The 13,091-nt window shown below is 72.7% G+C and carries 11 protein-coding genes; 7 read left to right on the top strand and 4 right to left on the bottom strand.

Annotation, left to right across the window (positions count from 1 at the left end; translation table 11 throughout):
* Window position 1: 1 nt before the first annotated feature.
* Both AB0I32_RS12190 and AB0I32_RS12185 read right to left on the bottom strand, forming a co-directional pair.
* The gene (locus tag AB0I32_RS12190) at window positions 2–1,705 is read right to left on the bottom strand and encodes an ABC transporter substrate-binding protein (protein WP_357506188.1); all 1,704 of its coding nucleotides are present in this window, start codon (window positions 1,703–1,705) and stop codon (window positions 2–4) included.
* 89 nt (window positions 1,706–1,794) lie between these two features.
* Entirely contained in the window at window positions 1,795–3,705 is a 1,911-nt protein-coding gene (locus AB0I32_RS12185; protein WP_357506187.1) for a beta-L-arabinofuranosidase domain-containing protein, read from the bottom strand.
* A 234-nt stretch (window positions 3,706–3,939) separates the two neighbouring features.
* Here AB0I32_RS12185 and AB0I32_RS12180 point away from each other — a divergent pair, with 234 nt between their 5' ends.
* The 7 genes from AB0I32_RS12180 to AB0I32_RS12150 all read left to right on the top strand — a co-directional run bounded on the left by AB0I32_RS12180 (window position 3,940) and on the right by AB0I32_RS12150 (window position 11,236).
* Window positions 3,940–4,620, top strand: a complete 681-nt coding sequence (locus AB0I32_RS12180; protein WP_357506185.1) for a GntR family transcriptional regulator — start codon at window positions 3,940–3,942, stop codon at window positions 4,618–4,620.
* 56 nt (window positions 4,621–4,676) lie between these two features.
* Window positions 4,677–5,852, top strand: coding sequence for an FAD-dependent oxidoreductase (locus AB0I32_RS12175; protein ID WP_357506183.1), 1,176 nt, complete (start codon window positions 4,677–4,679; stop codon window positions 5,850–5,852).
* Entirely contained in the window at window positions 5,849–6,166 is a 318-nt protein-coding gene (locus tag AB0I32_RS12170; RefSeq protein ID WP_357506181.1) for a (2Fe-2S)-binding protein, read from the top strand. Before AB0I32_RS12175 ends, AB0I32_RS12170 begins: the two co-directional genes overlap by 4 nt.
* Window positions 6,163–7,647: an NAD(P)/FAD-dependent oxidoreductase gene (locus tag AB0I32_RS12165; RefSeq protein WP_357506179.1), complete on the top strand. Its 1,485-nt coding sequence runs from the start codon at window positions 6,163–6,165 to the stop codon at window positions 7,645–7,647. Before AB0I32_RS12170 ends, AB0I32_RS12165 begins: the two co-directional genes overlap by 4 nt.
* Entirely contained in the window at window positions 7,644–8,561 is a 918-nt protein-coding gene (locus AB0I32_RS12160; protein WP_357506178.1) for a dihydrodipicolinate synthase family protein, read from the top strand. Before AB0I32_RS12165 ends, AB0I32_RS12160 begins: the two co-directional genes overlap by 4 nt.
* A 72-nt stretch (window positions 8,562–8,633) precedes the next feature.
* Window positions 8,634–9,635 carry a proline racemase family protein gene (locus AB0I32_RS12155; RefSeq protein ID WP_357506176.1) on the top strand — a complete coding sequence of 334 codons (1,002 nt, stop codon included), beginning with the start codon at window positions 8,634–8,636 and terminating at the stop codon, window positions 9,633–9,635.
* Window positions 9,636–9,718: 83 nt separating this feature from the next.
* Window positions 9,719–11,236, top strand: a complete 1,518-nt coding sequence (locus AB0I32_RS12150) for an aldehyde dehydrogenase (NADP(+)) (RefSeq protein WP_357506174.1) — start codon at window positions 9,719–9,721, stop codon at window positions 11,234–11,236.
* 13 nt (window positions 11,237–11,249) lie between these two features.
* On the opposite strand, the gene AB0I32_RS12145 is transcribed toward AB0I32_RS12150, so the two are convergent.
* Together AB0I32_RS12145 and AB0I32_RS12140 are read right to left on the bottom strand one after the other, a co-directional pair.
* Window positions 11,250–12,248, bottom strand: a complete 999-nt coding sequence (locus tag AB0I32_RS12145) for an aldo/keto reductase (protein WP_357506172.1) — start codon at window positions 12,246–12,248, stop codon at window positions 11,250–11,252.
* 41 nt (window positions 12,249–12,289) lie between these two features.
* On the bottom strand, window positions 12,290–13,027 hold the full coding sequence (locus tag AB0I32_RS12140) for a TetR/AcrR family transcriptional regulator (protein WP_357506170.1): 738 nt from the start codon (window positions 13,025–13,027) through the stop codon (window positions 12,290–12,292).
* Window positions 13,028–13,091: the final 64 nt, after the last annotated feature.

The following is a 13,091-nucleotide window of genomic DNA, read 5'->3' as shown; positions in this document are numbered from 1 at the left end:
GTCAGCCCTTCTCGGGGTCCTTGAGACCGACGCCGACGTAGTCGATGCCGCCGGTCGCGGCGTTCGCCGAGGAGAACAGGCCGGTGACGTTCTCGCCCGGCAGCATGACGCCCTTGGCGACCATGAGCGGGACGACCGGGGCCAGCTCGAGGATCTGCTCGTCGAGGTCGCCCCACTGCTCGTTCGCGGCCTCGATGTCCGTCATCGCCCCGATCTCGTCGATCCTCTTGTTGATCTCCGGGTCGTTGATCTGGGCGAGGTTGCCGTTGCCCTTCTCGTAGATGTTGCGGCCGTCGAACAGCGGCGGGATGAACGTCGCGGCCGACGAGGCCCAGTCCGGGCACCAGCCGGTGATGGCGGCGTCGTGCTGCTGGGACGGGGTGCCGATGGTCTCGTAGTAGGTGGAGGTGTCGATCAGGTTGAGCTCGACGGTGATCCCCACGCGCTCGAGCGCCTGCTGGACCGCCTCGGCCTGCGCCTGCATGGACTCTTGGGCGCGGATGTCGAGGGTCATGGTGAACCCGTCGGACAGGCCCGCATCGGAGAGCAGCTTCTTCGCGGCCTCGACGTCGCCGGTGCCGTCCTCCGAGGGGTACAGGTCGAAGTCCTTGTGGCCTGCGACCGACGGCGGCAGGATCGTCGTGGCCGGGTCACCGAGCTGCGTGCCGCCGCTCGCGTTCACGATGGTGGTGCGGTCGATCGCGTAGCTGATCGCCTGCCGGACGCGGACGTCGTCGAGCGGCTTCTTCGTGGTGTTCAGGCCCATGTAGGTGGTGCAGATGCCCGGGAACTCCAGGACACGCTCCTTGAGCTGCGGCGTCTGCAGGCGCGGGAGCGTGGCCGGCTGGATGTTGCCCGCTATCGCGTTGACGTCGGCGCCCTGCCCGGCGATGAGCCGCTCGTCGATGGTGGCCGGGTCCAGGCCGATGGTGAACTCCCAGCCGTCCGGCTTGGCGGCGCGTACCTCGTCCGTCGCCGGGTCCCAGTTCTCGTTGCGGGTCAGCTTGATCGTGCTGCCCGGCACGTACTCGGCCAGCTTGTACGGACCCGAGGCGATGATCTGGTGGATGAACTCGTCGCCCGCGCCGCTGTCCACGGGGAACGGCGTCGCGTTCACCTGGGAGAGCACGGCGTCGAACTCGGGGAACGGCTTGATGAGGTGGAAGACGATCGTCTTGTCGTCGGGCGTCTCGATGGTCGGCATGTCGCCGCTCTCGTACGGGCCCTCGTAGCCCTTCGGGGCGTCGATGACCTGCTTGAGGTACGGCGAGCCGATGCCGATCTGCGGGTCCCAGGCCCGGGAGATGCCGAACTTGACCTCGGCCGAGGTGATCGGGTCCCCGTTGTCGAACTTCAGCCCGTCCTTGAGCGTGTAGGTCCAGGTCAGGCCGTCGTCAGACGCCTTGCCGAGGCTCTCGGCCAGGTCCGGGACGATCTCCGTCGGGTTGTCGGACGAGCCCGGCGCGGAGGTGGTGAGCTGCCGGAAGACGAGCCGGTAGAAGTTGTTCACGCCGCCGTCCCAGCCGCGGGCCGGGTCGAGGTACGAGAAGTCGGCGTTCTGCAGGACGTGGACGGTGCCGCCTACCGCGGGCTCTGCGGTGAACCCACCACCTCCGGAGGAGTCGCCCGGGGCGCCGCCGCATGCGGCGAGGGCGAGCGTCGTGGCGGCAGCGAGGACGGCTGTCGTTATCCGATGGAGCTTCACGATGTGGCCTCTCGGTTGATGACGCCGGAGCGTCGAGGGTCGTACGGGTAGGGGCCTGAGGGGACGAGCCCTCTGGCGGGTCGGTCCGGTCAGGTGTGCCGGAGCCAGACCCGCATCGCCCCGGGTTCGCGGTTCGCCCAGAGGTGGTAGGGCACCAGCGGTACCTGCGTCGTCGTCGACGAGGGAGGTGGTTCGGTCCGGTTCGCGGCCGGGTACGGGTCGTCCGACGGCGCGGGTCGCCGGCTCACGTGCGCGGTCAGGGCGTGCCGGAGCACGGGGACGTCCGGCGGCAGGTCGTCGGACGGCGGCGGCGCCTCGCCGACGGCGTGCACGACGAGCTCGTCGACCGGCGCGGGGGAGTCGGCCTGCTCCAGGCAGTGCACGACCGGTCCGCGGACGGCGGCGACGGCCTCGCGGGTCGCGTCGACGGCGGGGTGCGAGACGACGAGCACCGGACGCATCGGCAGGTCGAGCACTATCTCCTGGCCGGGTCGCCACACGTTGGTCAGGTGCAGCCAGCCGTCGGGGGCCGTGCCGTCGACCACGTCGCTGTCGACCGGCTCGCGATCGACGGTGACCCGCGGCGTCGTCGCCCAGCCCGGGATGCGGAGGGTCAGCGTCGACGGCTCGTCGCGGGCGGCGAGCACGCGGACCGTGACGCGACCGTCCCAGGGGTAGTCGGTGACGACGTCGACCGAGAGCGAGGCGGAACGCACGTGGCACGCGGTGAGCAGCGCGATGGTCAGGCCGTCCGGTGTCTCGACCGCCACGTGGTCCTGGAGCGCGCTGATCCAGCGTGCCGCGTTCGGCGGGCAGCAGGCACAGCCGAACCACCGGCGGCGCAGCGGCTCCGCCGGATCGACCTGCCGCCCGTCGGTATGGTCGGGACGGCGCTGCAGCGGGTTGTCGTAGAAGAAGCGGGTGCCGTCCAGCGAGACGCCCGCGGCGAACCCGTTGTAGAGGACGCGCTCCACATGGTCCAGGACCGCGGCGCTCCCGGTGGCGAGGAACAGCTGCCAGCCCCACCGCATGGTGCCGATGGCGGCGCAGGTCTCGGCGTAGGCGCGTTCGGAGGGCAGCTCGTACCGGTCGCCGAACGCCTCGTCCGAGTGCCGCGACCCGATCCCGCCCGTGACGTAGGACTTGGTGCGCACCATGTCGTCCCACAGGCGCAGCAGGTGGTCGATCCGGGCCGCGTCGCCGCGCTCGATGGCGACGTCGGTGGCGCCGGCCGCCAGGTAGACCATGCGTACGGCGTGCCCGGTCACCGTGTCCAGGTCGCGCAGCGGCGCGTGGTCCGCGTAGTACGCGGGCCCGAACGGCGCCGTGGCGAAGAGGCCGGATCCGCGTCGCTCGACGAACAGCTCGGCCTGGCGCAGGTAGGGCTCGTGGCCCGTCTCGCGGTACAGCTCGACGAGCGCCGTCTCGATCTGCGGGTGGCCGCAGTACTCCGCGCGGCCGTGCTCGCCGAACCGGTCCACGACGAGGTCCGCGAACCGGCGGGCGACCACGAGCAGCCGGTCGTCGCCCAGCTCGCGCGTGGCGGCGAGTGCCCCCTGGATCAGGTGGCCGAGGTTGTACAGCTCGTGCCCGCCGGCCAGGTCCGTCCACGGCGCGACCGTCGTGTCGGGGCCCTGGTGGAACGTCGACAGGTATCCGTCGTCGGCCTGGGCGCGCTCGATGAGGGAGACGGCCTCCTCGTAGAAGGCGCGGACGGCCGCGTCTTCGGGCGTCGCGTCGCGGGCCAGCTCGTACGCGGCCGCCTCCAGCGTCTTGTAGACGTCGGTGTCCATGAAGGGGTAGCCGCCGCGGAACGGCTCGCCGGTCTGCTCGGCGATGCGGTGGAAGTTGTCGAGGACGCCGGAGGCCCGTACCTGCTCGACGGCGTGGGGGAGCGTCGCAGTGGTGTTGCGCTGCTGCCACCGGCCCAGCAGGCCGTCGGTGAGCGCTACCCGGGCCGCGCGCTGCTGCGCCCCTGTCCTGGCGTCGTTCCGCATCATCCCCGCCCTTGGCTCGCCGATCTGCGATATGTGATGCGTGATATTCTACTGATCGACGGTGGCGGTGTCGATGGGGTGAATGTAAACGACGCGTTTCGGCTTCTCCTGGCCACTCTCGGCCGCTGGATCCCGCCCGGCCCGCACCGCCTCAGGTACCCTCAGGCGCCATTGACGACGGGGTCCGCATCCCGTGTAATATACTACTAGCGTTGCCTGACCACCCAGGAGTGCAGCATGAGCGCCACAACACCTACCCCGTCGGTCCGCCGTCTACCGCCCGTCGCGAGCCTGCGCGAGCAGGTCCACCGCGCCCTCGTGGCGGCGATCGTCGCCGGCGAGCTCGAACCCGGTGAGCTGGTCTCCGTGCCGACGCTCGCCGCGCGGTTCGACGTGTCGGCCACGCCGGTGCGCGAGGCGGTCCTAGACCTGGAGCGGCGCGGGTTCCTGGAGGCGGTGCGCAACAAGGGGTTCCGCGTCACCCGCGTGAGCGACCAGACGCTGCGGCACGTCGCCGCCGTCCGGCTGGTGATCGAGCCGGTCTGGATGGAACGGCTGGCCAAGTCGTTCCCCGTCGGGCAGCTGGCGGAGTTCCGCGCGCTGGCCGACGAGATCGTCGAGGGCGCCCGCACCGGCGACCTGGTCGCGTACCTGCAGGCGGACCAGACGTTCCACCTGCGGCTCATGGGCCTGCTGGGTAATCCAGTGGCCGGCGAGATCGTCGCCGACCTGCGCGACCGGGCGCGCCTGCTCGGGCTGTCGACGATGGTCGCGAGCGGCACGCTCGCCAGCTCGGCCCAGGAGCACCACGAGCTGCTCGACCTGCTCGCCGCCGGTGACGGCCCGGGCGCCAAGGCGCTCATGGAGCGGCACATCGGGCACTCGCTCGGCACGTGGGCGGGCAAGCCGGAGGACTGACGCCGTCGTTGGTCGAGCTCTGGACCGCCGAAAAGGAACTGATCGAGGGGGTGGATGTGGCAGCGGACGTGGTGATCGTCGGCGCCGGGATAGTCGGCGCGGCCTGTGCGCGAGCCCTCGCCCGGGCGGGCGCGCGGGTGACCGTGCTCGACCGCGGAGCGGCCGCAGCCGCGACCAGCGCTCACGGCGAGGGCAACCTGCTGGTCTCCGACAAGGGCTCCGGGCCCGAGCTGGAGCTCGCCAAGGTGTCGCTGCGCCGGTGGGTAGCGCTCGCTGACGAGCTGGCGGACGAGCTCGGGCCCCGGTTCCCCTCCGTCGAGCACGAGGCCAAGGGCGGCCTGGTCGTCGTCACGTCCGACGACGGCCTGGCCGGGCTGCGCCGGTTCGCGGAGACGCAGCGGGCGTCGGGCGTCGAGGCGGTCGAGGTGACCGCCGGGGAGGTGCGCGAGCTCGAACCCGACCTGGCGCCCGGCGTCGTGGGCGCCGTCCACTACCCGCAGGACGCCCAGGTGCAGCCCGTCGCGGCCGCAGAGGCGCTGCTCGCGTCCGCGCGTCGCGCCGGCGCGGAGGTCCGCACCGGCGTCGAGGTGACCGGCCCGCTGCTCGGGGCCGACGGCGGCCTCGCCGGCGTCGTCACGTCGCACGGGGAGGTAGCTGCGGACGCCGTCGTCGTGGCGGCCGGTCCCTGGTCGGCGGAGGTCGCCGAACGGCTCGGCTCCTGGATCCCCGTGCGACCCCGCCGCGGGATGGTGCTCGTGACCACCCCCATGTCCCAGCGGATCCGGCACAAGGTCTACGACGGCGACTACTTCGCCGCGACGCAGTCGGCGGGCGCCGAGCTGCAGACCTCCGCCGTCATCGAGTCCACCCGCGGCGGGACGGTGCTGATCGGGTCGAGCCGCGAGCAGGTCGGGTTCGACGAACGCTTCCGGGCCGAGGTGCCCGCGGAGATGGCGCGGCGGGCGGTAGCGGTGTTCCCGTTCCTCGCGCGCACCCAGGTTATGCGGTCCTACCTGGGGTTCCGCCCGTACATGCCCGACCACCTGCCGGTGATCGGCCCGGACCCTGTCCGCGCCGGGCTGTGGTTCGCGACGGGTCACGAGGGTGCCGGGGTCGGGCTTGCCCCCGCGACCGGCGACCTGCTCGCCGCGCAGCTGCTCGGGCTCGATCCGCCCGTGGACCCGGGCCCGTACGCCGCCGACCGGCGCACGCTCCTGGAGACCCGATCATGACCTCGTACCGCGTACCCGCCGAGCGCGATCCCGCCCGGCCGGGCGCCGACCGGCCGCTGACCGTCGTCGTGGACGGCGAGCCCGTCACCGGGACGGCCGGTCAGACGATCGCCGGGGTGCTGCTGGGTGCCGGACGGCGCGAGTGGCGCACCACCGCGACGGGCGGCGCACCGCGCGGCGTGTTCTGCGGGATCGGCGTGTGCTTCGACTGCCTCGTCGAGGTCAACGGCCTGCGGGACGTGCGCGCCTGCCTGCGGCGTGCGCAGGACGGCGACGTCGTGACCCGGCAGGGCGGGCCGGGGGAGGCTCCATGAACGCCGCGACGAGGCACGTGGTCGTCGTCGGCGCGGGCCCCGCCGGGCTCGCCGCCGCGCGTGCCGCCGCGACCGCTGGTGCTCGGGTCACGCTGCTCGACGCCGCCGACGGGCTCGGCGGCCAGTACTGGCGCCACCTGCCGGCCGAACGTCCGGCCGGCCGCGAGGGCCTGCTGCACCACCGGTGGGCGACCTTCGGCGAGCTCGACGCCGCCCTGCGGTCGGACCCGGCCGTGACGGTGCTGCCCGCGGCCCAGGTCTGGTCGCTCGAACGGCTCGACGCCGGCATCCGGCTCAACGTCCTGGTCGGGGAGCCCGACGGCGCGGGCCGCGAGGCCCTCGTGCTCGAACCGGACGCCCTGGTGCTCGCCACGGGTGCCCACGACCGCACCCTGCCGTTCCCCGGCTGGCAGCTGCCCGGCGTCTACTCAGCGGGTGCGGCGCAGGCGCTGGCGAAGGGGGAGCGGGTGGCGGTCGGACGGCGCGTCGTCGTCGCCGGGGCCGGGCCCTTCCTGCTGCCCGTCGCGTCGTCGCTGCTGCAGACTGGCGCGGACGTCGTCGGCGTGCACGAGGCGGCCTGGCTCGGGTCCCTCGCCCGCGGCTGGCTGAACCGCCCGTGGGAGCTGGCCGGGGCCGCGGGCAAGGCGGGCGAACTGGCCGGGTACGTCCGGGACCTGGTGCGTCACCGCGTGCCGTGGCGGCCCGGCGAGGCAGTGGTGGGCGCGCACGGCGCCGGACGGGTCGAGGAGGTGACCGTGGCGCGGCTCGACGAGCGCTGGTCACCCGTCGCCGGGACCGAGCGGCGTGTAGTGGCCGACGCGGTCTGCGTCAGCCACGGCTTCACGCCGCGCCTGGAGCTGGCGATCGCCGCCGGGTGCGACCTCACGCCGAGCCGGTTCGTGGTGGTCGACACCGCCCAGGCCACCTCCGTCCCCGGGGTGTGGGCCGCCGGTGAGGTCACGGGCATCGGCGGCGCCGACGCGGCCCTGGCCGAGGGCACGGTGGCCGGGACGGCCGCGGCGGGCGGCGACACCGGCACCGGAGCGGCCCGCGCGGCCGGCCGGGCACGCACCCGGGCGCGCGGCTTCGCGGCGCGTATCGAGGCGGCACACGGCATCCGCGGCGGGTGGACCGGCTGGCTGCGCGACGACACCGTCGTCTGCCGCTGCGAGGAGACCACCTACGGACGCGTGCGCGAGGTGGTCGAGCTGACCGGATCGCGCGAGCCGCGCTCCGTGAAGCTCACCAGTCGTGCCGGGCTCGGCCCGTGCCAGGCGCGGATGTGCGGCCGGACGCTCCAGGAGCTCCTGGCCGGCCCGGAGGCCACTGACGTCACGGCGTCGACCGTGGACCGCCGTCCGTTCGTCGTCCCCGTCCGGCTCGGTGACCTCGCGGCCCTGCCCTCGACCTCCCGACCGACAGCGTCACCACCTGCCTCACCAACAGCATCAGCATCCCAACCCGGAGGAGACCGGACATGAACCAGCGTTTTGACCTCGGCGGCGTGATCGTCGCTACCACCCTCGCCTTCAAGCCGGACGCCTCCGCCCCCGCCGGGCTCGCCGTCGATTACGAGCGGTTCGCCGCGCACTGCGAGTTCCTGATCGACAACGGCTGCCGCGGCGTCGGCCCGAACGGCTCGCTCGGCGAGTACTCGTCCCTCACCGACGACGAGCGCCGCAAGGTCGTGCAGACCGCCGTAGCGACGGTCGGCGACCGGGGGCTCGTCGTCGCCGGCGTGCACGGCGTCGGCTCGCACCAGGCCAAGCACTGGGCAGAGCTCGCCAAGGAGGACGGCGCGGACGCCGTCCTGCTGCTGCCGCCCACCATCTACCGCGCGAACCGGTCCGAGGTGATCGAGCACTACACCCGCGTCAACGAGGTGGGCATCCCGATCATGATCTACAACAACCCGTTCGACACGAAGGTGGACCTGACGCCCGACCTCCTCGCGGAGCTCGCCCAGCTGGAGAACGTGGTCGCCGTCAAGGAGTTCTCGGGCGACGTGCGGCGCGTGCTGGAGATCAAGGAGCTGGCCCCCGACCTCGACGTGATCGCGGGCGCCGACGACCTGCTCTTCGAGTCCCTGGTGGCGGGCGCCACCGGCTGGTTCGCCGGATACCCGAACGCGTTCCCGCGCGAGGCGGTCGAGATCTACACCCTGGTCACCGAGGGCAAGATCGCGGAGGCGCGCGAGCTGTACAGGCACCTCGTGCCTGCGTTCCGCTGGGACTCCCGCACCGAGTTCGTGCAGGCGATCAAGCTCTCGATCGACATGGCCGGGCAGAGCTACGGCGGGCCGACCCGCCCGCCGCGCGGCCCGCTGACGGCAGAACACGAAGCCCAGGTCCGCAAGGACACGGAGTCGGCGCTCACCTACATCGCCTCGCGCTGAGCGCTGGGTATCTGCGCCCTCGAAAAGGTTCGACAGCGCACATGGCCAGTACTCGACGGGGAAGGAGACAGCATGCGTTCGAGCAGGACGATCACCGCCGTGGACTCGCATACCGAGGGGATGCCCACGCGGGTCGTGACCGGGGGTGTCGGGGTCATACCTGGGGACACCATGAACGACCGGCGGCTGTACTTCATGGAGCACCTGGACGACCTGCGGCTGTTCCTCATGAACGAGCCGCGGGGGCACGCCGCGATGAGCGGCGCCATCCTCCAGCCGCCGACCCGGCCCGACTGCGACTGGGGCGTCGTCTACATCGAGGTGTCCGGCTGCCTGCCCATGTGCGGACACGGGACCATCGGCGTGGCGACGGTCCTGGTCGAGATGGGCATGGTCGACGTCGTCGAGCCGGTCACCGAGATCCGGCTCGACACGCCCGCCGGGCTCGTCGTCGCCAAGGTGGCCGTCAGCGACGGCCATGCCGACGCCGTGACCATCGAGAACGTGCCGAGCTTCGTGACGGCGCTCGACCAGGCGATCGAGGTACCCGGCTACGGGACGGTCCCGTACTCGATGGCCTTCGGCGGCAACTTCTACGCGCTCATCGACCTCGACGATCTCGGGCTGCCCTTCGACCGGGCCCGCCAGCAGGACCTGCTCACCGCGGGGCTCGCGATCATGGACGCGATCAACGAGACCGCCATGCCGAAGCACCCCTCGCTCGACGGCGTGGAGGGCTGCCACCACGTCGAGCTGATCGCGCCGGGCTCCGACGCACGGCACTCGCGCCACGCCATGGCGATCTGGCCCGGCTGGTTCGACCGGTCGCCCTGCGGCACCGGGACGTCGGCCCGCATGGCCGAGCTCTGGGCCCGCGGCGAGCTCGCGCTGGACACCGACTTCGTCAACGAGTCGTTCATCGGCAGCCGGTTCGTCGGCCGCCTGGTCGCGGAGACCGACGTCGCGGGCGTGCCCGCCGTCGTACCGACCATCACCGGGCGCGCCTGGGTGACCGGAACCGCCAACTATGTGCTCGACCCCAGCGACCCGTTCCCGACGGGCTTCGTCTTCTGACTCTGCTCGCTGGACCTGCTCGCTGGACCTGCCCGCTCGACCTGCCCGCCCGACCCGATCCGCCACCGCTGAGGAGCCGACCCATGACCGCCACCGCGGCACCCGACCTCGACCGCACCGTCGAGGCCGTCGCCCGCAGGGCCGCCGACGCCTTCGACGAGCTCTCCCGCACGGCGCCCGGCGTCCGCGCCGAGGGCCTGCGGGCCGCGGCCGCAGCCCTTGCCGACCACGCGGACGAGCTGGTCGCCATCGCCCAGGAGGAGACCGGCCTCGCCGAGGCCCGCCTGCGCGGCGAGCTCAAGCGCACCCAGGTGCAGCTGCGCCTGTTCGCGCACGTCGTCACCAACGGCGCCTACCTCGACGTCCGGCTCGACGAGGCAGACCCCGACTTCGTCCTCGGCCCCCGGCCCGACCTGCGCCGCAGCCTCTGGCCCGTCGGCCCCGTGCTGAACTTCGCGGCGAGCAACTTCCCGTTCGCGTTCTCCGTCGCCGGCGGGGACACCGCGGCGGCGCTCGCGGCGGGCTGCCCCGTGATCGTCAAGGCGCATCCCGGGCATCCGCTGCTGTCCGAGCGGGTGGCGGAGCTGGTCTCGGCCGCGCTGGCCGAGGCAGGGCTGCCCGAGGCGACGCTGCAGCTGGTCACCTCGCAGGACGCGGGGATCGCGCTCGTCGGGCACCCCGCGGTGCGGGCTGCCGCGTTCACCGGGTCGCAGCGCGTGGGGCAGCTGCTGGCCACCCGGGCCGCCGGGCGGCCCGACCCGATCCCGTTCTTCGGCGAGCTGGGCAGCGTCAACCCGGTGCTCGTCTCGCCGGAGGCGGTTCGCGAGCGGGCGGGTGACCTGCTCGCGGGGTACGTGGCGAGCGTGTCCGGTTCGGCAGGTCAGCTCTGCACCAAGCCCGGCTTCCTCCTCGTCCCCGAGGGCACCGGGTACGACGACGGGGTGGTCACCGCCGCGGCGCAGGTGCCGGAGCACCGGCTGCTCAACCCGTCCATCGCGGACGGGTACGAGCGGCGGGTCGCGGAGGCGCTGGGGGTGGACGGCGTGCGCGTCGTGCACGACGGCAGGTTCCGACGCGACGCGGACGGCCAGGCCTGGGTGACGCCGACGTTCGTCGCCGTCCCGCTCGACCTGCTGCGGCGGGCCGGGTCCGCGCTCCTCGACGAGGTGTTCGGGCCCTTCTCCGTGATCGTGGAGTATCCGGTGGGTGCTCGCGCGAGCGGTGAGCTGACGGCCGAGCTGGCCGCTGCGGTCGCCGAGCTGTTCCCCGGCAACCTCACGCTGACCCTGCACCTGGGGGAGGGTGAGGTCGCCGGGGAGTGGGCGAGTCTCGTGGCGCGGCTGGCGCGGCACGCCGGCCGGATCCTGCTCGGCGGCTGGCCGACGGGCGTGGCGGTCACTCCGGCGATGCAACACGGCGGCCCGTGGCCGGCGACGACGACCGACGGGACGTCTGTCGGCACGGCGGCGATCGGCCGCTTCCTGCGCGGGGTCGCCTTCCAGGACGCCCCGCAGGAGCTGCTGCCCCCGCCACTGCGCGACGACAACCCGTGGGACGTGCCCCGGACCGTCGCCGCGCGGGGTGAGTCGTCGCTCTGGTGACCGGCCCGCGGGCCTAGAGTCCCGTCATGCGGAGCATCGCCTCGGTGTAGCGCTCGCCGCTGACCTGGATCTTCTCGGCGCCGGCCGCGATCTCGGCCAGGTCCGCGGCGGTGAGCTCGACGTCGGTGGCGCCGATGTTCTCCTCGAGACGGCTCGTCCGGCGGGTCCCGGGGATCGGGACGATCCACGGCTTCTGGGCGAGCAGCCAGGCGAGCGCCACCTGCGCCGTCGTGCAGCCCTTGCGGGCCGCGACAGCGCCGAGCAGCTCGACGAACGCCTGGTTGGCGTCGCGGTTCTCTGCCTTGAAGCGCGGAAGGCCCGTGCGCATGTCGTCGTCCGAGAGCTGGGTGGCGGAGGTCAGCGCGCCCGTGAGGAACCCCCTGCCGAGCGGGCTGAACGGGACGAACCCGATCCCGAGCTCCTCGAGCGCCGGGAGGATCTCGGGCTCGGGGTCGCGGGTCCACAACGAGTACTCGCTCTGCAGCGCCGTGACGGGCTGGACCGCGTGCGCGCGTCGGATCGTGTCGGCCCCCGCCTCCGAGAGCCCGAACCGGCGCACCTTGCCGGCCTCGATCAGCTCGGCGACGGTGCCCGCGACGTCCTCGATCGGGACCTGCGGGTCGACGCGGTGCTGGTAGAAGAGGTCGATCACGTCCGTGCCGAGGCGGCGCAGCGCGGCGTCGGCCACCTCCCGGATGTGCTCGGGACGGCTGTCCGTCCCGACGCTCCGGCCGTCCTCGTCCAGCTTGAAACCGAACTTCGTGGCGATGACCACCTGGTCGCGCACGGGGGCGAGTGCTTCGCCGACCAGCTCCTCGTTGACGAACGGGCCGTACACCTCGGCCGTGTCGAAGAGGGTGATCCCACGGTCGACCGCACCACGCAGGACCGCGATCATCTCCTCGCGGGTGCCCGGGTTGGGACCGTAACCCTGGCTCATGCCCATGCAGCCGAGCCCGATGGCCGAGACCTCGAGGCTGCTCGTCCCGGATCCCAGTGTTCGTGTCTGCATCAGTGACTCCTCGGTCGTGGTGGTGGTGCTGGTGGTCGTCGTCAGCGTGTGCGCTGCCTGATCAGCGCCTCCACGCCGTCGAGGATGCGCTCGAGGCCGAAGGCGTAGTCGAGCCGCTGGTCCTCCACGGCGGTGCCCGCCGGATAGTCGTACGCACCCGCGTCGACGGCTCGGCGCAGGGCGGGGAACCGTTCGGCGTCGACCACGCTGCTGAGCAGGGCGCTGTAGGCGGCGACGGAATCCCCGGAGGTGGCCTCGCCAAGTCCCGCACCGAGGCGTGCGGTGCTGTGCAGGTAGGTGGCCATGAGCAGGACGACGCCGGCCTTCTCGCTCTCGCCGAGCCCGGTGTCGCGCAGCACGCCCAGCGCGCGGTCGGTCCAGGTGAGCTGGCTGGGGGTGGTGGGCGGCCCGCTGATCGGCACATGCACGATCCAGGCGTGGGCGCGGAGCATCGTCCACTGCGCGCGACACCATCGCTCCAGCCCGGTTCGCCAGTCCTCGCACGGCTCGTCCAGCTCGGCCGGCACGGCGGCCACCGAGTCCAGCATGAGCAGCAGGATCTCGTCCTTGCTCCGGACGTGGCGGTAGAGCGACATCGTCGTGAAGCCGAGCCGTTCTGCGATCTTCGCCATCGACACGGCGTCGAGGCCGCCCGCGTCGGCAAGCTCCACCGCTGCCTCGACGATTCGGGCGCGGGTCAGGCCGGGTCGTGACCCTGCGGCGGCGTGGCCGTGCTGCTCCCAGAGCAGGTCGACACCCTGGGGGGTCTTGGCGTCCACGGTCCGCACCTCCTTCCTGTCAAAGGGCTGGCTCACTGGCCAGTGTATGCCATACGCTCCCGTG

This window comes from Promicromonospora sp. NPDC050249 (assembly GCF_040656015.1).
Classification (GTDB): domain Bacteria; phylum Actinomycetota; class Actinomycetes; order Actinomycetales; family Cellulomonadaceae; genus Promicromonospora.
Note: the sequence above shows the minus strand (reverse complement) of the source record. Positions and strands in the feature narration are given on the sequence as shown.

Coding starts and splice junctions, on each gene's coding strand:
- AB0I32_RS12185 (WP_357506187.1), bottom strand. CDS start 3,705: ATGATGCGGAACGACGCCAGGACAGGGGCGCAGCAGCGCGCGGCCCGG.
- AB0I32_RS12180 (WP_357506185.1), top strand. CDS start 3,940: ATGAGCGCCACAACACCTACCCCGTCGGTCCGCCGTCTACCGCCCGTC.
- AB0I32_RS12170 (WP_357506181.1), top strand. CDS start 5,849: ATGACCTCGTACCGCGTACCCGCCGAGCGCGATCCCGCCCGGCCGGGC.
- AB0I32_RS12165 (WP_357506179.1), top strand. CDS start 6,163: ATGAACGCCGCGACGAGGCACGTGGTCGTCGTCGGCGCGGGCCCCGCC.
- AB0I32_RS12160 (WP_357506178.1), top strand. CDS start 7,644: ATGAACCAGCGTTTTGACCTCGGCGGCGTGATCGTCGCTACCACCCTC.
- AB0I32_RS12155 (WP_357506176.1), top strand. CDS start 8,634: ATGCGTTCGAGCAGGACGATCACCGCCGTGGACTCGCATACCGAGGGG.
- AB0I32_RS12150 (WP_357506174.1), top strand. CDS start 9,719: ATGACCGCCACCGCGGCACCCGACCTCGACCGCACCGTCGAGGCCGTC.
- AB0I32_RS12145 (WP_357506172.1), bottom strand. CDS start 12,248: ATGCAGACACGAACACTGGGATCCGGGACGAGCAGCCTCGAGGTCTCG.